The sequence below is a fragment of the Flindersiella endophytica genome (assembly GCF_054779015.1).
In genome coordinates this window covers 897231-916467 of sequence record NZ_BAAGYY010000009.1, presented here as the reverse complement: position 1 = coordinate 916467, position 19237 = coordinate 897231, and the positions used below count along the sequence as shown (strand labels likewise).

Below are 19237 nucleotides of genomic sequence, written 5' to 3'. Positions count from 1 at the left end.
ACCGGCCGCTCACCCTGCCTCTGTTGTGCTTTTGCTCCCTGTTCTGTCCTTGCGGTGTCTCCGCGGTGTCTCACCCAAGCCCTTACTGGGCTCGGCGTTGCGGCAACGCCATCGGCAGGTCCAGCAGGCCGAGCGCGTGTGCCATCGCGACCGCACCCGCGCGATTGTGGGTGCCGAGCTTCCGGAACAGCCGCGCCTGCGTGTTCTCCACCGTCTTCTCCGCGATCCCCAGCGTCCGGGCAGTCTGGCGCACGGTGTCGCCCGCGGCGATCGAACGGAGGATCTCGCTCTCGCGCACCGTCAGCTCCGGCAGCCCGTCGTCGCGGCCGTTGGAGCGGGCCCGGATCACAGTACCCAGTTCGGAAGCCGACTCCGGGCCGGCCAGCAAGTAGCCCGCCGCCGCCAGCAGCAGTGCGGGCGCCAGTGCGTTCTCGACGTCGTCCGCGGCCAGGATCCCCGTCAGCCCGCGACCCAGCGCCTTGAGTGTCTCGCCGCGCGGCAACGTACGGGAGTTGACCAGCAACACCGGCACCTGCAGCTTGTCGATTCCCTTCCAGTCCGACGGTTCGGGGTCGACGAGCACGACCAGCACCGGCCCGGTGTGCCAGCGGTCCCAGGTGTCGACCTCGGAGAGGCGCACCGATCGGTCGATCACGAAGGGAATCCGGCTCGACAGCAACGACACGACCACCCGGTCCCGCAACGGCCCGTCCGGACCACGCAGCGCCGCGAGCGCGACGCCACCGCCCGTACGAAGCGACGCGACCTTCGGCGGCGCCGGGCGATCCATCAAGCCCAACGCCGAAGCCCGCGCGATCGCGTGGCTCTGGCTCACGACCTGGAGTTTGTGATAAATCCGCCGCTTGCTGTTCTCGACCGCGCAAGCGCTTACCCCAAGCAACTCCGCGATCCGGCTGACCGGGTGCCCCGCGCCGATCAGCGTGATGATCTCGCGTTCGGTGTCGGTGAGTCCTGTCTCGCGCCGGCGTTGCTCCGGCCAGGCTCGCACGACCCGGGCTCGTTGCTGCAGGACGACCAGCAGCGCGTCGAGGCCGTGCGAGCACGGAACCAACGTGTCGACACCGAGCTTCCAGGCGGCCGTCAACTCCTCCGACGTGAGCCGCTCGTAGACCACGACCACCCGGATCCGGGCGAAACCAGCGTGCAGTTCACGAAGCGGGCCTAGCGATTCGGCGATCGAGCTGCCCGCGTCGAACAGCACCAGTTCTGGGGAACGCAACTTGCACAGCTGAAGGAGATCGGCGTCGGCTCCTACGTGCCCGACGACCGAGAACTCCGGCCGGCTGCCGAGGCAGGCGGCCAGCGCGTCTCGAAACAGGCGCCTGGGCGACCGAATCGCCAAGCCCACGGCCCGGTCATGCGCCAACGATGTCTGCACGTCGTCCCTTCCCGGTGCCCGCCGCCATGGCCGACCCGGCCGTGGTGCTTTCGGCATGGTGTGAGCACGTGCAACATAACGCACTGGTTAACGTAGCGCTCTTGCGTGAGTGTGGCCCCGGTTACGTCAAATGCCCAGGCCCCAGGGGAATTTTGGCGCTACCTTGCTCCTTTCCTTCCGGCTTTTCTGTTGTGTCGAAGGTTTACTGGCCACGGCTCGCCGGATCAACCCGTGCGAACCGCAGTAGATCGGTCATCCGGAAATTGCCAGGCGTTTGAGTCGGCAAAGTCGGCCGGAACTGTGGATTCGCCGCGAGATAAGCCGTTGGGTCGAGTTGCATGACGCCGATGAAGACCTCACCGACGATCCGGCCGCCGACCGGCCCGAGGGTACGGCCTCCGGCCAGCCGTTCGGCCTCTGCCAGGACGTAGTACCAGAGCGGGGTCTGGTTCTCCAGCGCTACGCCGTAGTTCGCGAGTTCTTGCAAGTGCAGCATGGGCTGGCCCATCGCCTGCGCGATCCGCTGCCCGGCCGGAATGCTCCAGGTCAGCTGACGAAGCAGGTTCCGCTGTGCCAGCGACACCGGAGGATCCTGGCTGGGAATCGCCTGCAAGGGCAGGCGGAACAGCGGAGTGGAGATGTTGGTGTCGATGAGCTTGTTGCGCCGAAGTTCCCCGTCACCGAAGTCGAAGAACGTCTGCCATCCCACGAAGCGCCGGGGCGCACGGGCACCACCGCGCAGGTCGGACGGGTCGGCCTCGAAGTCCCCGGCCGGATCGAAGATGAAGCCGAAGAAGGCCGGTGCACCGGTGGCAGGATCGCCGCCGGGGTCTCCTCGCAGGTTGAGCCGGTACGACGGCCGCACCATGCTGTGCCCGAACCGGTACGCGGCCCCTTGGAACTCCACGGGAATGAACGCGGGTCCGGGTTCGGGGCGGTACCAACGTCTGCCGTTGGTGAGGATGTCGTTGACCATCGGCTGGCCGATGAACAGCGGCAGGAACTCGTGCAGGATCATCCATTGGTAGTGCCAACGGACCGTTCGTTGCGCGGTTGCGAACAGCTGGTTCTCGGGAGTTCCCTGGCTCCGCAACAGGTCGACGACCCGGTTGTGGAACAGAATGAGCGCACAGTGCAAACCGGCGATCATGGTGTTCTCGTCGTTCCGCGGATCGGCGATGATCGCGGTGCCGTTGGACTGCCGGGGTAGGTCCTCGAACAGTCCACCAGACTCGATCCGCAGCTTGATCCGGTCCGGATCATAGAGGTTCGGGCTGGCGGTCGGCCCGCCGCCGTAGACCGAATCGAGGTCGAACGCGGGTGTCCGGCTGTTCGGCGAGCTCTCCGGCACGGTCGGCACGCCGAGCGGCGACGTCGTGTCGAAGGTCAGATCGTGGTCGAGGAACTGGCCCACGAACGTCGTCCCGGCCGTGTGTGTCGTGTTGTCGGGATTGTTGAGGCTGAGGTTGGGATCGGCGATCAGCTGAACTGGACCGGCGCCCAGGTTGTCCTGGGCGTCCAACAGCCCGCCCGGCCTTCCCATGTCCATCAGTGCGGCGCGGTTACGGTCGTTGGCCTCCACGAAGGACGGCAGGTCGGGGAACATGCGGCCGAACCGGTCCGACGGTGTCGCCTGAACGACGATCCGTTCCTGAGCGGGTGCGGCAAGCGCTGTACCTGGCCCGAGCGCGGCAGCGCCTGCTGCTCCGGTGCCTAGTCCGCTGAGGAAACGCCGGCGACTGAAACCGCTTGCCCGCCGTTTGGATTCGTTCCAGGTTCTTTTTGTCATAGCCGGGATCATCAGCCCGGCCAGGCTGCCTACCCAGCACCCCAAGGGGGTCTCGTTACCTCCTTGGGGGTCTTGGGTTGGTTCGGCAGGGAAACTATTCGAATAGTGCGGGAAGGGGTTTCGACCACACATCCCGAAGTTCGGCCAGCGAGATCTCGAAATGCCCCTCGATCTCCAGAGCATCCCGATCGGTCGTCGTGCCGATCGCCGTCACGGTGACTCCGTGCCGCTCGGCCAGCGCGCGCAGGCCGGCGGCCTCCTGCTCGCCGCGGACGGCCACGACAGCGCGGGCCGCGGACTCGCTGAACAGAGCCGTGAACGCGTCGCCCTCCGGCAGCGTCACCTGGGCGCCGACTCCACGCCGCAGGCAGGCCTCCACGAGCGCCTGCGCCAGCCCGCCGTCCGACAGGTCGTGCGCGGCTTCCAGCAGGTCACCGGCACCGGCCTCGATCAGCACCTCGGCCAGGGCGCGCTCGGCGGCGAGGTCGACCGCCGGTGGGAGGCCGCCCAGGTGGCCGTGGACGACGTGCGCCCACTCCGAGCCGCCGAACTCCTCGCGGGTCTCGCCCAGCAGGAAGACCTGCGCGCCCGGCTTGCTCCAGCCGGAGGGGGTGCGCTTGCGTACGTCGTCGATCACGCCGAGCACCCCGACGACCGGCGTCGGGAGGATCGCGGTGTCGCCGGTCTGGTTGTAGAGGCTGACGTTGCCGCCGGTGACCGGCAGGCCCAGCTCGCGGCAGGCGTCGGCCAGGCCGTCGACGGCCTGAGCGAACTGCCACATCACCGCGGGGTCCTCGGGCGAGCCGAAGTTGAGGCAGTCGGTGACGGCCAGCGGCCGGGCGCCCGACGCGGCGACGTTGCGGTAGGACTCGACGAGCGCGAGCTGCGCGCCGGCGTAGGGGTCGAGCTTGGCGAAGCGGCCGTTGCAGTCGGTCGCCAGCGCGACGCCGAGGCCGGTCTCGTCGTCGACCCGGATCACGCCGCTGTCGTCGGGCTGGGCCAGCACGGTGTTGCCGAGTACGTAGCGGTCGTACTGGTCGGTGACCCAGGAACGGTCGCAGAGGTTGGCCGAGCCGGCGAGCTGGAGGATCGTCGCGCGGAGCTCGTCGCTTGTGCCGGGGCGGTCCAGCTTGTCGGTGGTGTCGGCCTGCAGCGTGTCCTGCCAGCCGGGCCGGGCGTACGGGCGCTCGTAGACCGGGCCGTCGTGCGCGACCGTCCGCGGCGGCACGTCGACGACGATCTCGCCGTGCCACTCGACCGTGAGCCGCTTGGTGTCGTCGACCTCGCCGAGGACGGTCGCGGGGATGTCCCACTTGCGGCAGATCTCGAGGAAACGCTCGACGTTGGCCGGCTCGACGACCGCCATCATGCGTTCCTGCGACTCGCTCATCAGAATCTCTTCGGGTGCGAGCGAGGAGTCGCGCAGCGGCACCCGGTCGAGCCAGACGCGCATGCCACCCTCGCCGGCGCTCGCCAGCTCGGACGTGGCGCAGGACAGGCCGGCGCCGCCGAGGTCCTGGATGCCGACGACGATGTCTTCCTTGAAGAGCTCGAGCGTGCACTCGATGAGCAGCTTCTCCATGAACGGGTCGCCGACCTGGACGGCGGGACGCTTGGTGGGGCCACCTTCGTTGAACGTCTCGCTCGCCAGCACCGACACGCCGCCGATGCCGTCGCCGCCGGTCTTGGCGCCGTACAGGATGACCTGGTTGCCGACGCCGGACGCCTTGGCGAGATGGAGGTCCTCGTGCCGCAGGACGCCGAGGCAGAGCGCGTTGACCAGGGGGTTGCCGGCGTATGTCTCGTCGAAGACGACCTCGCCGCCGATGTTGGGGAGGCCGAGACAGTTGCCGTACCCGCCGACGCCGGCGACCACGCCGGGCAGCACGCGGTGGGTGTCCTGGGCGTCTGCCGTGCCGAATCTCAGGGAGTCCATGACCGCGACCGGGCGGGCGCCCATCGCGAGGATGTCGCGCACGATGCCGCCGACGCCGGTGGCCGCGCCCTGGTACGGCTCGACGTAGCTCGGGTGGTTGTGGCTCTCGACCTTGAACGTGACGGCGTAGCCCTGGCCGATGTCGATCACGCCGGCGTTCTCGCCGATGCCGGCGAGCAGCTTGCCCCTGGCCGTCTCGTCGGGGAGCTGGCCGAACTTGCGCAGGTGGACCTTGGAGCTCTTGTAGGAGCAGTGCTCGCTCCACATCACGGAGTACATCGCGAGCTCGCAGCTGGTGGGGCGGCGGCCGAGGATGTCGCGGATGCGGGTGTATTCGTCGTCCTTCAGCCCAAGCTCCGCGTATGGCTGCTCGACGTCCGGGGTCTGTTCGGCAATCTTTACGGTGTCGACGGTCACCGGGCTGTTCTCCATGCTGGACGAGAGGGCGCTGAGCGATGCCAACGGTACCTGGCCGCTGCGGGTGGGTCGTCGTCAACCGGGGGAAGCTGTGGGCGTGAACCGGAAGCGGACTGTCCGGAATGGCGCTTAGGCTCTGCTGACATGGACCAGGAGTTCACCGCCGAGATCATCGAATGGCGCGGTCCGGCGCCGTACTACTTCGTGCCCGTGCCGGCTGAGGCCGGTGCGGCGTTGCGGGAGACGGCGCTGTCGGCCAGCTACGGCTGGGGGATGCTGCCGATCCGGGCCCGGATCGGTCGTACGGAGTGGAAGACGTCGCTGTGGCCGAAGGACGGTGGGTACCTCCTGCCACTGAAGGACGGGGTGCGCAAGCCTGCCGGGCTGGAGGCCGGCGATGCGGTGGACGTACAGCTGACCTTCGAGGCGCCGGCGCGGAAGGCTGCTCCTGCCGCTGCTGCTGGCAAGAAGCGGCCGGCGGCGAAGCGGGCGCCGCGGGTGGTGGGCTCGCGGGAGCCGGTGACGGACGAGCAACTCCGGATCGTGCCGGCCAACCAGGCGTCGTGGGCGGACCTGCAGGCGATCTTCGGTGCCGGGGATCCGGGGAGGTGCTGGTGCCAGCGGTTTCGGATGCTGCCGAAGGAGTCGTGGGCGTCGGAAGGGCCGGAGGAGCTGGCCGCCCGGTTGCGCGACCAGACGGCCTGCGGATCGCGCCAGGCGAAGGCGACCAGCGGACTGGTGGCCTACCTCGACGGCGAGCCGGTCGGCTGGTGCGCGGTGGCGCCTCGGGCGGATCACGCCCGGCTGCTGCGGGACTACCGCATACCGTGGCTGGGCCGCAACGAAGACCGCACCGACCCGACGGTGTGGGCCGTGACCTGCTTCGTCACACGGGCGGGCTACCGGCGCCGCGGCATCTCGGCGGCCCTGGCCCGCGCCGCGGTGCCGTTCGCCCGCGCCCGCGGCGCGGGCGCCCTCGAGGCCTACCCCGACTTCGTCGACGGTGGCTCGGTCGGCACGCCGGGCACGTTCGCCGCCGCGGGCCTCGCCGAGGTCAGCCGCCCCGGCAACCGCCGCGCCGTCATGCGCATCGACTTCTGAGAGATCGTTGACCTGGAAAGGGCCTCGCCGAAGACCTTCGGCCCAGAAGCGCTGACTGACGCGTCAGGCCGTCCGGATCGGCACGGTCTGGCCGTCCGGGTCGGTCACGAGGAGCTCGGTGTCCGATCTCGCCACCACCGGGTGGCCGGCGGCTTCGAGGCGGGCTGCCAGGTCGGTCAGTGGCTCGCGGGTCCGGAACGCCAACCGTTGCGACTGCTCCCCCTCCGCCGCATTCTCCGCGGACAACGCCACCAGCCCGCCACCGCTGCCTCGCCAGATCCGTTCCGAGTCCGCACCGGAAGGCAGCCGCGTGCAGCCCGCCGCCTCCAGGAGCCGGTCGATCGGCCCGGTCGGTGCGCCCGTCACCACCGCCACTGCCGTGATCCCGTGCCGCGGCTCGGGCTCGTGGACCTCAGAGCCGTAGAAGTCGGTCGGCTGATCGTCGAAGCCGAGCTCCGCTCCGCCGCCGCGGGCGGTCAGTACGCGGCCCCAGGCCTCGTCCTCGATCGTGACGTCGCCGACGCCGGCCTCAGCGAACCGCACCGCCAGTCCGTCGAGGTCGGAGGCCTCGAACCACAAGCCGGTCTCACCTGCCCGGCCGCCCGCGGCACTGACCGCGACGTCGTGCAGCGCGACCTGCCCCGACTCGCCGACCAGGGTGGCCCAGAGATCCGCCTTGGTCGCCCTCGCCGAGAAGCCGAGCAGCGCCAGGAACTCCCGCATCCGTGCCAACGAGGCGGTGAACCGCAGCGGGCGGACCTCCACCTCAACCGTGCCAACGTTCGCGCCACTCATCCGGCTGCCTCTCCGTGTCGTTCCAGGTATTCCGTCAGCGCCTGCTCCACCAGGTGGCCCAGGCTCGCGCCGTCGTCGATGGCCTTGTGCTTCACCCGCCGGATCAACGCCGACGGCAGCGTGACGTTCATCTGCGCCTTGGCTGCACTCTCGCCCATGACCAAGAATGCTAGCAATCTACGTCCGAGGAAGGCAAGACCCAGGCTTGCGCCATCCACAACCGGTCACCGCCATAAGATCGCCAAGCGGGACAAAGAGAAGGGGCCATGACAAGCGCGCGACGGCACAGGCTGGCAAGGCGGGAGGCCGCCACCGGCTACCTCCTGCTCACCCCCAGCCTGGTCGGCGTCAGCCTGTTCCTGGTGTTCCCCGTGTTCGTCGTGCTCGGGCTCAGCCTGCAGAAGTGGAACCTCATCACGCCGGCCACGTTCGCCGGTCTCGACAACTTTCGCGCGATCTTCACCGACCCGGCTGTCGGCAACTCGTTCCTGGTCACGAGCCTGTTCGTGCTGCTCGTGATCCCCCTGCAGACAGCGCTCGGCCTCGCCACCGCACTACTCCTCAACCGGAGCCTCCCCGGCTCGAACGTCCTCCGCGTCATCTACGTCATCCCATGGATCAGCGCCCCGCTCGCCCTCGGCGTGGTCTGGAAGTGGATCTTCGACCCGTCCGACGGCGCGCTCAACGCGCTGATCGGTCAGCGCGTCGAGTGGCTCACCAGCCCTGCCCTCGCGCTCCCGGCAGTCGCCGCCGTGACGGTGTGGAGCCAGGTCGGGTACGTCACGCTGTTCTTCCTCGCCGGCCTCAACGCGATCCCCGGCCAGATCTACGAGGCCGCCCGCATCGACGGCGCCGGCGGCTGGCAGACGTTCAGCCGGATCACGTTGCCGCTGCTACGCCCGACGACGTTCTTCGTGCTGGTCACCGGCATCATCTCGAGCTTCCAGGTGTTCGACACGGTCTACGCCATGACCGGCGGTGGCCCGGCCGGCAAGACCGACGTGATCGCGTCCCGGATCTACTTCGAGGCGTTCGAGGCGCTACGCCTGGGCCGCGCCGCCGCGATCGCGCTCGTGCTGTTCGTACTGCTGGTCGCCGTCACCATCGCGCAGCAGCTGTACTTCCGCCGCCGGATCACCTACGACCTCTCATGAGCCGCCGATGACGACGAGACGACTCGTGGCGAACGTGCTGACGTACGCCGTCCTGCTGGGCGGCGCGGCACTCACTCTCGGCCCGTACCTGCTGAGCCTGCTGACGTCGCTGAAGACCTCGGCGCAGTTCGCACAGCAGCCCGCACTGACGTTCCCGAGCCCGTTCACGCTCGACAACTACGCCAGCCTGTTCGGCGACCGCTACGACTTCATCGCGCCCATCGCCGTCACGTTGCAGATGGTGCTGGTGATCCTGGTCGGCCAGCTCGGCTGCTCGGTGCTCGCGGCGTACGCGTTCGCCCGCGTGCGCTTCCCCGGCCGCGACGCACTGTTCTGGGTCTACCTGTCCACGTTGATGGTTCCGCAGATCGTGACGCTGATCCCGCTGTACGCGATGTTGACGACCGCCGGCCTGAAGAACACGTTCTGGGGGCTGGTGCTGCCGCTCGTGTTCGGCTCGCCGTACGCCATCTTCCTGCTACGGGAGTACTTCCGCGGCATCCCCGAGGACCTGCTGAGCGCCGCGAGACTCGACGGCGCCGGCACGCTGCGGGTGATCTGGCACGTCGTGATCCCGATGAGCCGGCCGATCCTCGCGACGCTGGCGATCATCACGGTGGTGACGCACTGGAACAGTTTCCTGTGGCCGCTGATGATCGCGAGCCGCAAGGAATGGTGGGTGATGACGGTCGCGACAGCGAACCTGCAGACGCAGTACAACGGCAACTGGACGCTGGTGATGGCCGCCACCACGATCGCGATGGCGCCACTCGTGCTTGTTTTCCTGGTCTTCCAGCGGCACATCGTTCGTTCGATCTCGCTGACCGGCTTGAGGTAGAGAAGGGAACCAGAGGAATGCGCTTCAGGAGAAGACAGTTCACGGCGGCCGCCGTCATGTCCGCGGCAGTGTTGGCGCTGGCCGGGGCGGCCTGCTCGCCCGCCGCCAACGACGACGACAGCTCCGGCGGCAACGGCCCGTCCGGCAAGACGAAGGTCACGTTCCGACTGTGGGACGAGCAGGTGGCCAAGGCGTACGAGAAGTCGTTCGCGGAGTTCGAGAAGACCCACAAGAACATCGACGTGTCGGTCGAGCTGATCCCGTGGGCCGACTACTGGACGCGGCTGCCCAACGACGTGGCGAGCGGCGACATGGCCGACATCTTCTGGACCAACACCGCGAACTTCGCGACGTACGCCGACAACGGCGATCTGGTCGACGTCGACGCCAAGCTCGGGGCGTCCGCGAAGTCGAAGTGGAAGCAGTCGGTCGTCGACATCTACACACGCGACGGCAAGCTGTGGGGCGTACCCCAGCTGTGGGACTCGATCGCCCTGTTCTACAACAAGAATCTGGTCGCGGCGGCGGGCGTCGACCCCACCTCGCTGAAGTGGTCGCCGGCGGGCGGCGCGGCCGACACGTTCCTGCCGGCGGCACAGAAGCTGACGCTCGACCAGGCCGGGAAGTCGGCCGGGCAGCCGGGCTTCGACGCCAAGCAGGTCAAGCAGTGGGGCTTCAACTCCGCGCTCGACTCGCAGGCGATCTACCTGGACTTCGTTGGCTCCAACGGCGGAGTCTGGCAGCAGGGCGACACGTTCGCCTTGCGGTCGCCGCAGACCGTGGCAGGCGTGCAGTACGCCGTCGACCTGATCAACAAGCAGCACGTCTCACCGTCGGCGGCCGACACCAACCAGAACGGCGAGAAGACGCGCGACCTGTTCGTCCAGGGCAAGCTCGCGATGTACCAGTCGGGACCGTACCGCCTGAAGGACATCCAGGAGAACGCGAAGTTCGACTGGGCGATCGCGCCGATGCTCGAGGGACCGGCGGGCCGCGTGTCGGCGGTGCACGGTGTGGCGGCGGTCGGGTACGCGAAGACCAAGCACCTGGACGCCACGGTCGAGGTCATGAAGTGGCTCGGCTCGGCCGAGGGCCAGAAGGCGATCGCCGAGGGCGGGTACGCCTTCCCGGGCGTAACGGCTGCTGAGCAGTCGTTCCTCGACTACTGGGCCGACCAGAAGGTCGACGTCACCCCGTTCGTGACGGCTAGCGAGGGCAAGACGATCCCGGCCCAGGCAGGCCCGAACATCCAGGCCGGCCTGACCGCGATGACGCCGGTGCTGGAGGAGATCTTCCTCGGCCGCAAGCCGGTGCAGGCGGGCCTGGCCGAGGCGGAGAAGGCCGCCAACGACGCGGTGACCGGCTGAGGCGGAAAGGCCCGCGCCAACGCCGGTCGTGATCTCGAGGTCGGAGTCGGGGGCGGCGGCGGGCCAGAAGAGGCAGGCGGAGCCTGCCTACAAGTGCCTGCCATGGGTGGCAGAGGCTCCGAAGTCAAGATGCTGTCTCACGCCGGCATCCGAGCCAGAGCCGACGAAGAGCGAAGCCTGAAAAGGAATCGCTCGCCGGCGTGAGACAGCGTCTTGACTTTGGAGGGGCCACCCAAACACAATCCGCCGCCGCCCCCGGCTTCGGCCTCGAGATCACGACCCGCCCAGGCCACTGCGGCATCAGCGAGACCCCCGCCACAAGCCCTCATCGGAAACCTAGCCAGCGACGAGGGCCTTCAGCACTGACGTGAAGAACGGCAGACCATCTGACGTCGGACCAACGAGGTCCTCGACCGCATGCTCCGGATGTGGCATCAGCCCGACCACGTTCCCCCGCGAGTTGCGAATCCCGGCGATATCCCGGTACGACCCGTTCGGGTTGCCGTCGACGTACCGCACGACGACCTGCCCCTCACCCTCCAGCCGGTCCAGCGTCGGCTCGTCGGCGACGAAGCCGCCTTCGCCGTTCTTGATCGGGATCACGATCTCCTGGCCGACTTCGTAGCCCGACGTCCACGGCGTCGAGGCGTCCTCCACCCGAAGCCGCTGGTCATGGCACACGAACTTGCGCCGGTCGTTGCGCACCAGCGCGCCCGGCAGCAGGTGCGACTCGCACAGGACCTGGAACCCGTTGCAGATCCCGAGCACCGGCAGGCCGCCGTTGGCCGCGGCGATCACCTCGGACATGATCGGCGCGAACCGCGCGATCGCGCCGCAGCGGAGATAGTCGCCGTAGGAGAAGCCTCCCGGCAGCACCACCGCGTCGACCCCGTCGAGCGACTCCGACGCGTGCCACAACGCCACCGGCTCGCCGCCGGCAAGGCGTACGGCCCGGCGCGCGTCGCCGTCGTCGAGGGAGCCAGGGAACGTGACGACACCGACTCGCGCGCTCATCCGACGCGTACCTCGAAGTCCTCGATCACGGTGTTGGCGAGCAGCGTCTCCGCCGCCCGGCGCAGTTCGGCGAGGCGCTCTTCGGTGAGCTCACCCTCGACCTCGATCTCGAACCGCTTGCCTTGCCGTACGCCCGCGATGCCATCGAATCCGAGCCGGCCCAGCGCGCCGTAAACGGCCTGGCCTTGCGGATCGAGGATCGCCGGCTTGGGCATGACGTCCACAACGACGCGGGCCACCTTCACGCTCCTTAGCTGACGCTCTTGCCGAAGCTTTGCCGTCGCCCAGCCTAATCGAGGCCTGCACGCGCCCCTTTAACCGGCGACTGGCGGGAAGTTCCTCACTCACCGGATTTGTCCGGCAAAGGGGGTAGCGGAATGCAAAAGAACCCGCTAAGTTCAGGGCGCCGGGGTCACGCAGCCGCATCGTACGACTACAGAAAGTTGCTATCGGCTGGGGGCCACCAACCCGATGTCCATTAAGTCCACTATACGTACCGATCCCGAACTCATTGAGGCCGCGCGCCGAGGCGACGCGACCGCCTATGACGAGCTGTTCCGGCGCCACGAGTCCGCCGCGCGCAGATTGGCGCGCCTCATCTCCAAGCACCGGACCGATGCCGAGGACCTTGTCCTGCGGGCTTATACGGAAGTCCTCGACGCGTTGCGTTCGGGGGACGGGCCGCATACCGCCTTCCGTACCCACTTGTTGTTGACCGTTCTCGGCACACCGGACGACGTCGCGCCACCCGTGCTCGACGGCGATGTCGATGCCGAGACCTATGCCGCATCGATCACCGCGTACGCCTATGACGCCATGCCGGAAGACTGGCAGGTCGTGCTGTGGCACCGCGATGTCGAAGGTGAGCCGTCCGAGCAGATCGGGAGGTTGCTCGGGCTCTCCGTCGACGATGTGGAGGCGTTGGGCGAGCGCGCCCGCGCCGCCTTGCAGCACTACACCGCCAGGCGCAACCTGGCCGACGTACAGCCGAAGCGGTGCCGGACCACCGTCGACCGGCTGCCGGCCTATGGCGCCGGGCGACTGGAGGAAGAAGAGGCGCTGCGGGTCGAGGAGCACCTCGACCGGTGTGACCGCTGCCATCTGCTCTACACCCGGCTGACGACGATCGACGACCGGCTCGGGCTGATCCTGGCCACGGCGGTGCTCGGTGGTTACGCGTCCGGGTACGTCCGTGCGGTCGAGGTCTCCACGGCTCGAGTGCCGGTCTATGTGAAGACGCGCCAGATCGTCGGCGCGACCGGACGCGGGCTCGCGATCGCGGCGGTCGGTGCGGCCGCGGCGGTGGCTGTGGCGGCCTGGGGAATGTTGTCGTACGTCGGCAACGGCGGGCACGCGACGTTCGACGGGCTGCCGCAGGGCGCGCTGTCGTTCTATCCGGGGCTGCCGAACAACGGCTTGCTCGAACGTTCCGGGGCGAAGCCGGAAACCCAGCAGGCGGCCGACCTGACGCCGTACCTCACGAGGACGCAGACCTCGCGGGGCCGCAACCGCTACGCCGCGAGCTGGCCGACGCCGCCGTTCCTGCCGGTCGTGACCAAACCCGACGGCACTCCGGTCGATCAGGGCTACCCGCGACAGCCGCAGTCGTTCCCGATTCCGACGCAGATGCCGGGCCCGGACGACTCGACCGACCCGGGCAATCCTGGCCCCGGCAATCCTGGCCCTGGCCCGGACGACCCCGGACCGCCCGACCCGGATCCGACCGAAACGCCGACGCCGACCCCCACGCCGACGCCGACGGACACCCCGACAGAGACGCCCACCGAGACGCCAACGCAGACACCAACGGAGACGCCCACGTCAACAGTGACCCCGACCGACGATCCGACGAAGACCCCCACGCAGACGCCGACCGACACGCCTGACCCGACTCCGACCGAGACGGCGACGCCGACGGACACCGCGACTCCCACCGAAACCGCGACTCCGACCGACACCGCCACGCCAACCGACACGGCGACGCCGACCGAAACGGCCACCCCGCCGGATACGGCGACGCCGACGGACGACCCGCACGGGCCGCATGGGCCTCGAGGGCCGGGCGACCCGCATGAAAAGTACGGCGCGGGACCGGGCATGCAGCCGGCCTGGACCACTCAGAGCTGGCGGATGGAGGACGGCCTCGGCCAGGAGAACTCCTTCCTCTTCGGGCCGATGTGGACCTTCGGGCCCTACAACTACTGGTAGGTCCCTCCTCCGGTCGCGCCGGGCGTCGTCTGCGTCAGCCCGGCGTGGCCCGGCCGTCGCGTGGGCCGAACGCGTTCAGGGCATCGGCGTCAGTTGCCTTCGCCCGTACGAAATAGTCGGCCCACGCGGCGGCGTCCGGCAGGTCGCTGTCCGGGTCGGCGTATCCACTTTCGGCGGCGATCCGGGCGCAGGCCGCGTCGTAGTCGAACTCCGTCACCCGAAGCTCGATTCCCTTTCCCAGCAGGGCCCAGTGGGCACCCGCTCGTCCGTACGGCATGCCGACGCTGCCCGGATTCACCACCAGCCGGCCGTACGCGAGCCGGATGAACGGCATGTGCGTGTGGCCGCACACGACCGTTCGTACGGCCGGATCGAGGCCGGCGAAGACTTCCTCCCAGCGCTCGAGCCGGGAGTCGACGAGGACGACCTCCTCGTCGTCGGTGGGAATCGCGTGGCAGAACAGCACTTTTCCGACTCCGTCCACGTCGAGCGTGAGCGTCAGCGGCAGGCTGTCGAGGCGTTCGAGCTGGTCCTGACGCAGCTGCGTGGCCGCCCAGCTCGCGATCGCGTCCGGGATCGACGGCTCGCCGCCCCGGCTGATCTCGACCAGCTCGCGGTCGGCGTTACCGCGTACCCAGATCGCCCGATCCCCCAATCCTGCCAGCAGATCCAGCGTCTCGACCGGCATCGGCCCGGCGGCGAGGTCGCCGGTCAGCACGATGCGCTCGGCCGTCCGCACGTCGGGCTCGGCGAGCACGGCCTCCAGCGCCGGGAGCACCGCGTGGATGTCGGAGAGTACGGCGATCGTCATCGGCTCACTTCTTTCTGCCACGCTTCATGACTGGCTTTGAGCCGCTCCACTATCTCAGGATGGACGGTCGACAGGTCGTTCGTTTCGCCGATGTCGTCTCGGAGGTTGGTGAGCGTGAACCCGACGCCGATGTCGGTGTGCTCGGTCCTTCTCAGCGCGTCGGCGTTGGGGCCGGCTTCGGCGTAGCGGAGCTTCCAGTCGCCGTCGCGTACGGCCCACTGGAAGCCGCAGTCCCAGTGCATCGTCTGGCGGATGGGTGCGTGCTCGTCGCCGCTGAGCGCGCGGGTGTGGTCGATGCCGTCGGAGTGCGCCCACTGTTCCTGGTCGGCGCCGGCGGCTGAGAGCAGCGTGGGATAGAGGTCGAGCGTGCTGATGACACCGTCGTAGGTCCGGCCGCCGCTGATGCTCCCGTTCGGCCACCGGATGAGGTAGGGGACGCGGATGCCGCCCTCGAACAGGGTGTACTTCGTACCTGCCAACGGCGTGTTGACACCGAAGTTGCAGGTGGAGCCGCCGTTGTCGGTGCTGTAGACGACGATGGTGTCGTCGGCGAGGCCGCGCCGGTCGAGCTCGTCGAGCAGCTTGCCGATCTGGGCGTCCATCAGCTCCAGCTGCGCGAGGTAGTACGCGCGTCCGTCTGGGAGGTTCGGCGAGATCGCGCCGTCGTACCAGTCGACGTACTCCGACGTCTTCGGATCCCAGTCGCCGTACTTCTCCAGCCCGCGCTTGTCGAGCTCCTCGTCGGGGAGCTGGAAGCAGAAGTTGTGCACCGCGTTGAACGCGACCATCAGGAAGAACGGCTCTTCTTCGTGGCTCGCGACGAACTCGCGTGCACGCCGGCCGAGCTCGTCGGTGAGGAAGCCTTCGAGGTCGACCTCGTTGTCGCCTTCGAGCATCGGCTGGACGGCCATCTTCCACTGCGCCTCTTCGCCGTACTCCTCCACCGCCTGCTTGGAGTGCCGCAGATAGTTGAGCCGCCCCATCTGCTTGCCGGCCAGCCCGTAGTACGTCTCGCCGAACCCGTGGTGCGGCGGACAAGCCCGATCGCCGATGTCCTCCTTGCCGTAGTGCACCTTGCCGAAATAGCCGGTTTTGTAGCCCAGCTGCTCGAACCGCTCCGCGATCGTGGGCGTGTGCGGCGGCGGAAAGCTGGAGCTGTCGAACCACTTGGCACCCCACCTCGCCTGATACTGCCCAGAGATGATCCCGGCGCGCGACGGACTGCAGATCGGCGCCGTGACATAGCCGTTGGTGCAGGAGACGCCTTCGGCGGCAAGCCGGTCGAGACTGGGCGTACTGACGGCGGGGTCGATCCCGAGAGCACTCCGGTCGGCGTACCCGTGATCGTCGGACAGGATGAACAGGACATTCGGACGTCGAGCCATCTGTCCATCCTGCCCGGAGTGGCGAGTGCGGTCCGGTTGTGGCCACGCTGTGCGTATGGAGGGTCCGTTCGCTCGGCCTCGAAGCTCGTGAGGAGCTCAATCGGATCGAGGATCTGCGTGATCTGCGAAGCCAAGCCGTGTGCTCAGGGTTGGACGTCGATCAACTGTTGGTGGGGTTCGCGGGCGCGGAGGTGGGTCAGGGCCGGGCGGGCAGCGAGGCCGAGGGCCAGGCCGACGATCGCCGCGGGGAGGAGCCACCAGCCGGACAGACCACCGCTGCCCACATTGGCCGGGGACTGGGCGGCTACCGGCGCCGCCGATGGCTCGACCGACGCTGTCGGCTGGGGCTTTGCCACAGCTTTGCCGACCAGGCCCAGCTCGGTCACCAGGGCGCGCACAACCGCCGGATCCTGAGCCTTGTGCCAGATGCCCGGCTTGTCCCAGTCGACGGTTTCCGTCAGGGAGCCCTGGGTCTCGATCCACGTCGTGCCGTTGTAGTCGAGGACGATGCGGTCCACTCGCCACACCGACACGTCGTGGACCAGCCAGGTTACGTTGATCTGCGACGTGCCCGGGTTGGAGTGCCACGACGGGCCGCCCCGCTCAGCGACGGGGTTCTCCCCCAGGGCCGAGAGCAGCTGGCCGTACGCCGGCTCGGAGGTGTAGAGCGACGCCGTCCGGCCGTTACCCGGTGAGACCAGCAGGACACTCGTCGGCCCACCGGCGAAAGCAGGCCCGCTCGCCAACAGAAGCAGAACCAGGCACCCCACGAGCGCCCCGATCGTTTGAACATAACGCTTCCTCATGGTGCCGGTACACCGCACGTCACGGTTCGGTTCCACCGCCTGGCCGGTGCCTGGCGGGCCTTTGGAAAGCCGTGTCAGACTCGTGAGAGGAAGGGCTACGGACCGGAGCGATGAACGACAACAGACCCGAACGCAGGCCCGAGATGCGGGCAGCCGACTCAGACCGCGACCAGATCGCTGAGCGGCTGGGCGACGCGCTCGCAGAAGGCCGGCTCGACATGGGTGAATACGACGCCCGGCTCGCGCAGGCGATGGGCGCCAAGACGCTCGGCGAGCTCGAACGCATCGTCGACGACCTGCCGCTGTCGAAGGCGCAGGTCGAGCAGGAGCAGCGGGCCGCGGAGGAACGCCGCCGTGATGCCGCCCGGAAGGCGATGCTCGACCGCTGGCGCGGCTGGATCGGCATCGCGGTGCTGCTCAACGTGATCTGGCTGTTCACTGTCATCAGCAGCCAGCACTTCGCCTTCTACTGGCCTGCGTTCCCGCTCGGCATCATGGCCGCGATCAACCTCGCCCACGGTCTCGGCGGCGACGGCCGCGACCGCAACCGGCGCCGCTACCGCTAACGGCGCTCCAGCTTCCAGATCTCCGGCGCGAGCTCGTTCCGCGTCCACTGCGCCACGTTCGTACCCGGGTTGAGCGATCCGCCCGCGTTGTCCAGGTAGAGCCCACTGTTCCGGTTCTTCAGGTAGTAGTAGCCGCGGCCGGCGTTCTCCGGCACCCAGTCCTGCGAGGCCGCCCCGGTGCACGTCTCCTGCTGTACGTTCGCACCCGGCGCGGTCGACCCGCCCGCCACACCGACGCAGAGGCCGTTGCCGGCGTTCTTCAGCTGGTACACCCCGCCACCACGCGAGGTGAACACGAAGTTCTGCGGCCACAGGTCGTTGCACGTCCACTGCTGGACGTTCCCGCCAGGCTGCGACGACCCGCCGGCGACGTCGAGGCAGTGGCCGCTCATCGTGTTGCGCAGGCGGTACGTACCGTCGCTCACGCCCGCCGCGTCCCCGCTGCCCTCCGCCGGCCCGGTCGCGAAGTACGCCTTGCAGCGATTGTCGGCCGGGTCGTAGTCGGTGGCGATCTCGAGTACGGAGTTGCCGTCGGTCGACGGGAGCAGGCTGGAGCTGTAGTTGGGGCACACGTTGTCGCGCGCGCCTGGCACCGACACCGGCGACGATGCCTCGAACCAGTTGCCGTTGCCGTTCTCGGTGTTGACGAACATCGTCGCGCCGTTGCCGGCGGCGACCGACCCGTTGGCGTTCGTCAGCACCTGCCCGATCAGCAGCAGGCGACCGTTCGGCGTGCCGTTGGGCACCCAGGCGAGGTTCGGCGTGTGCGTGAAGTACTTGCCGTCCAGCGTGGTCAGCCGCGCGCCCAGGTTGGTGACGCTGCCCCAGTTCCAGCCGTCGGCGGACGTACGGAAGCGCAGCTCGCAGTGGTACTGCCCGGCGAGCCCGCAGATCTCGTACACCATGTAGTACGTGCCGTTCGGCAGCTTCTCCACGACCGGCATGCCCGGCCGGTGCCCGCTGGTCGTGCTCGCGACGGTCTGCGACTTCGCGCTCCAGTTGACGCCGTCCGTCGAGACCGTGCGGGAGAGGATCTGGCTGCGCGCCGGCTGTTCGGTCTCGTCGGCGAAGTGACAGACCAACCGGCCGGCAGCGTCGACCGACAGCTCCGGCTCCCAGAGGCCGAGGCCGTTGGGAGTGGCGTAGCAGGACGAAACGTACGACCACGTACGGCCGATGTCGTTGCTCTTCCAGATCCGCAGCTGCGACTGGTTTGCCTGCCGGCCCATCGAGCCGGCCCACAGCAACGTGCCGGCGGGCATCGAGCCGATCTGCTGCGGCAGCTCGAAGAGGCTCTCGCAGCAGCCGCCACGTCCCGCGGCACCCCAGGGATCCTCGACGCGGCCGACCTGCTGGAAGGAGGCGCCGTTGTTCGTACTCTCGAAGATCACGCCGTCCGCACCACGCGCCGTGTCGCTGGCGACGTTGGCGACGATCCGCCCGTTCGCGGCGCCGCTGTGCTGCAGCCGGATCGAACGCGGATAGAACGACACGTCGTTCATCAGCTTGGTGCCAGTTGCCGCGGACGCCGTTCCGGGCAGCGTCGCGGCGAACAGTCCGATCAGGCAGATCGCGAGGAGGAATCGGCTCACGCGCATGTTTTCAACGTTAGAAGCGGCCCGAATCCGCGTCAACGGGTGGCGAACCGGTT

17 protein-coding genes are annotated in these 19237 nt (G+C 68.5%); 6 read left to right on the top strand and 11 right to left on the bottom strand.

The genetic code is table 11. The annotated features are described in order from the left end of the window. Positions 1–82: 82 nt before the first annotated feature. From ACYVF6_RS09445 to purL, 3 genes are all read right to left on the bottom strand, one after another. On the bottom strand, positions 83–1399 hold the full coding sequence (locus ACYVF6_RS09445; protein ID WP_460518701.1) for a helix-turn-helix transcriptional regulator: 1317 nt from the start codon (positions 1397–1399) through the stop codon (positions 83–85). A 202-nt stretch (positions 1400–1601) separates the two neighbouring features. Beyond that, positions 1602–3188, bottom strand: coding sequence for a peroxidase family protein (locus ACYVF6_RS09440; RefSeq protein ID WP_460518698.1), 1587 nt, complete (start codon positions 3186–3188; stop codon positions 1602–1604). 94 nt (positions 3189–3282) lie between these two features. Next, positions 3283–5556, bottom strand: coding sequence for a phosphoribosylformylglycinamidine synthase subunit PurL (gene purL, locus ACYVF6_RS09435; RefSeq protein WP_460518696.1), 2274 nt, complete (start codon positions 5554–5556; stop codon positions 3283–3285). A gap of 129 nt (positions 5557–5685) precedes the next feature. Here purL and ACYVF6_RS09430 point away from each other — a divergent pair, with 129 nt between their 5' ends. Beyond that, positions 5686–6642 (top strand): GNAT family N-acetyltransferase, encoded by a 957-nt coding sequence (locus ACYVF6_RS09430; protein WP_460518693.1) that lies wholly within the window; start codon positions 5686–5688, stop codon positions 6640–6642. A gap of 63 nt (positions 6643–6705) precedes the next feature. On the opposite strand, the gene ACYVF6_RS09425 is transcribed toward ACYVF6_RS09430, so the two are convergent. Next, positions 6706–7437: a hypothetical protein gene (locus ACYVF6_RS09425; protein ID WP_460518690.1), complete on the bottom strand. Its 732-nt coding sequence runs from the start codon at positions 7435–7437 to the stop codon at positions 6706–6708. Next, entirely contained in the window at positions 7434–7595 is a 162-nt protein-coding gene (locus ACYVF6_RS09420; RefSeq protein ID WP_460518688.1) for a ribbon-helix-helix domain-containing protein, read from the bottom strand. Before ACYVF6_RS09420 ends, ACYVF6_RS09425 begins: the two co-directional genes overlap by 4 nt. A gap of 108 nt (positions 7596–7703) precedes the next feature. On the opposite strand from ACYVF6_RS09420, the gene ACYVF6_RS09415 reads away from it, so the two are divergent. From ACYVF6_RS09415 to ACYVF6_RS09405, 3 genes are read left to right on the top strand one after another with little or no spacing between them, the layout of a single operon-like run. Further along, positions 7704–8591: a carbohydrate ABC transporter permease gene (locus ACYVF6_RS09415; protein WP_460518685.1), complete on the top strand. Its 888-nt coding sequence runs from the start codon at positions 7704–7706 to the stop codon at positions 8589–8591. 7 nt (positions 8592–8598) lie between these two features. Continuing rightward, a complete protein-coding gene (locus ACYVF6_RS09410) occupies positions 8599–9429 on the top strand; it encodes a carbohydrate ABC transporter permease (RefSeq protein WP_460518682.1) in 831 nt (276 codons plus the stop codon). Between the two features lie 56 nt (positions 9430–9485). Further along, the gene (locus tag ACYVF6_RS09405; protein WP_460518679.1) at positions 9486–10796 is read left to right on the top strand and encodes an ABC transporter substrate-binding protein; all 1311 of its coding nucleotides are present in this window, start codon (positions 9486–9488) and stop codon (positions 10794–10796) included. A 336-nt stretch (positions 10797–11132) separates the two neighbouring features. Here ACYVF6_RS09405 and purQ read toward each other — a convergent pair whose 3' ends face one another. Together purQ and purS are read right to left on the bottom strand one after the other, a co-directional pair. After that, the gene (gene purQ, locus ACYVF6_RS09400; RefSeq protein WP_460518676.1) at positions 11133–11810 is read right to left on the bottom strand and encodes a phosphoribosylformylglycinamidine synthase subunit PurQ; all 678 of its coding nucleotides are present in this window, start codon (positions 11808–11810) and stop codon (positions 11133–11135) included. Continuing rightward, complete coding sequence (purS, locus tag ACYVF6_RS09395; protein WP_460518673.1) at positions 11807–12049, bottom strand: phosphoribosylformylglycinamidine synthase subunit PurS; 243 nt, start codon at positions 12047–12049, stop codon at positions 11807–11809. Before purS ends, purQ begins: the two co-directional genes overlap by 4 nt. A 232-nt stretch (positions 12050–12281) precedes the next feature. Here purS and ACYVF6_RS09390 point away from each other — a divergent pair, with 232 nt between their 5' ends. Next, positions 12282–14018 (top strand): RNA polymerase sigma factor, encoded by a 1737-nt coding sequence (locus ACYVF6_RS09390; protein WP_460518670.1) that lies wholly within the window; start codon positions 12282–12284, stop codon positions 14016–14018. A gap of 34 nt (positions 14019–14052) precedes the next feature. On the opposite strand, the gene ACYVF6_RS09385 is transcribed toward ACYVF6_RS09390, so the two are convergent. From ACYVF6_RS09385 to ACYVF6_RS09375, 3 genes are all read right to left on the bottom strand, one after another. Continuing rightward, entirely contained in the window at positions 14053–14829 is a 777-nt protein-coding gene (locus ACYVF6_RS09385; protein WP_460518667.1) for a metallophosphoesterase family protein, read from the bottom strand. Beyond that, complete coding sequence (locus tag ACYVF6_RS09380; protein ID WP_460518664.1) at positions 14826–16214, bottom strand: sulfatase family protein; 1389 nt, start codon at positions 16212–16214, stop codon at positions 14826–14828. The genes ACYVF6_RS09385 and ACYVF6_RS09380 overlap by 4 nt, the downstream gene beginning before the upstream one ends. 143 nt (positions 16215–16357) lie before the next feature. Beyond that, the gene (locus tag ACYVF6_RS09375; protein ID WP_460518661.1) at positions 16358–17020 is read right to left on the bottom strand and encodes a hypothetical protein; all 663 of its coding nucleotides are present in this window, start codon (positions 17018–17020) and stop codon (positions 16358–16360) included. A gap of 110 nt (positions 17021–17130) precedes the next feature. Here ACYVF6_RS09375 and ACYVF6_RS09370 point away from each other — a divergent pair, with 110 nt between their 5' ends. Continuing rightward, positions 17131–17586 (top strand): DUF1707 SHOCT-like domain-containing protein, encoded by a 456-nt coding sequence (locus ACYVF6_RS09370; RefSeq protein ID WP_460518658.1) that lies wholly within the window; start codon positions 17131–17133, stop codon positions 17584–17586. Here the strand turns inward: ACYVF6_RS09370 and ACYVF6_RS09365 are convergent. Further along, on the bottom strand, positions 17583–19184 hold the full coding sequence (locus tag ACYVF6_RS09365; RefSeq protein WP_460518655.1) for an RICIN domain-containing protein: 1602 nt from the start codon (positions 19182–19184) through the stop codon (positions 17583–17585). The two genes, ACYVF6_RS09370 and ACYVF6_RS09365, sit on opposite strands and share 4 nt — an antisense overlap. Between the last annotated feature and the right edge of the window lie 53 nt (positions 19185–19237).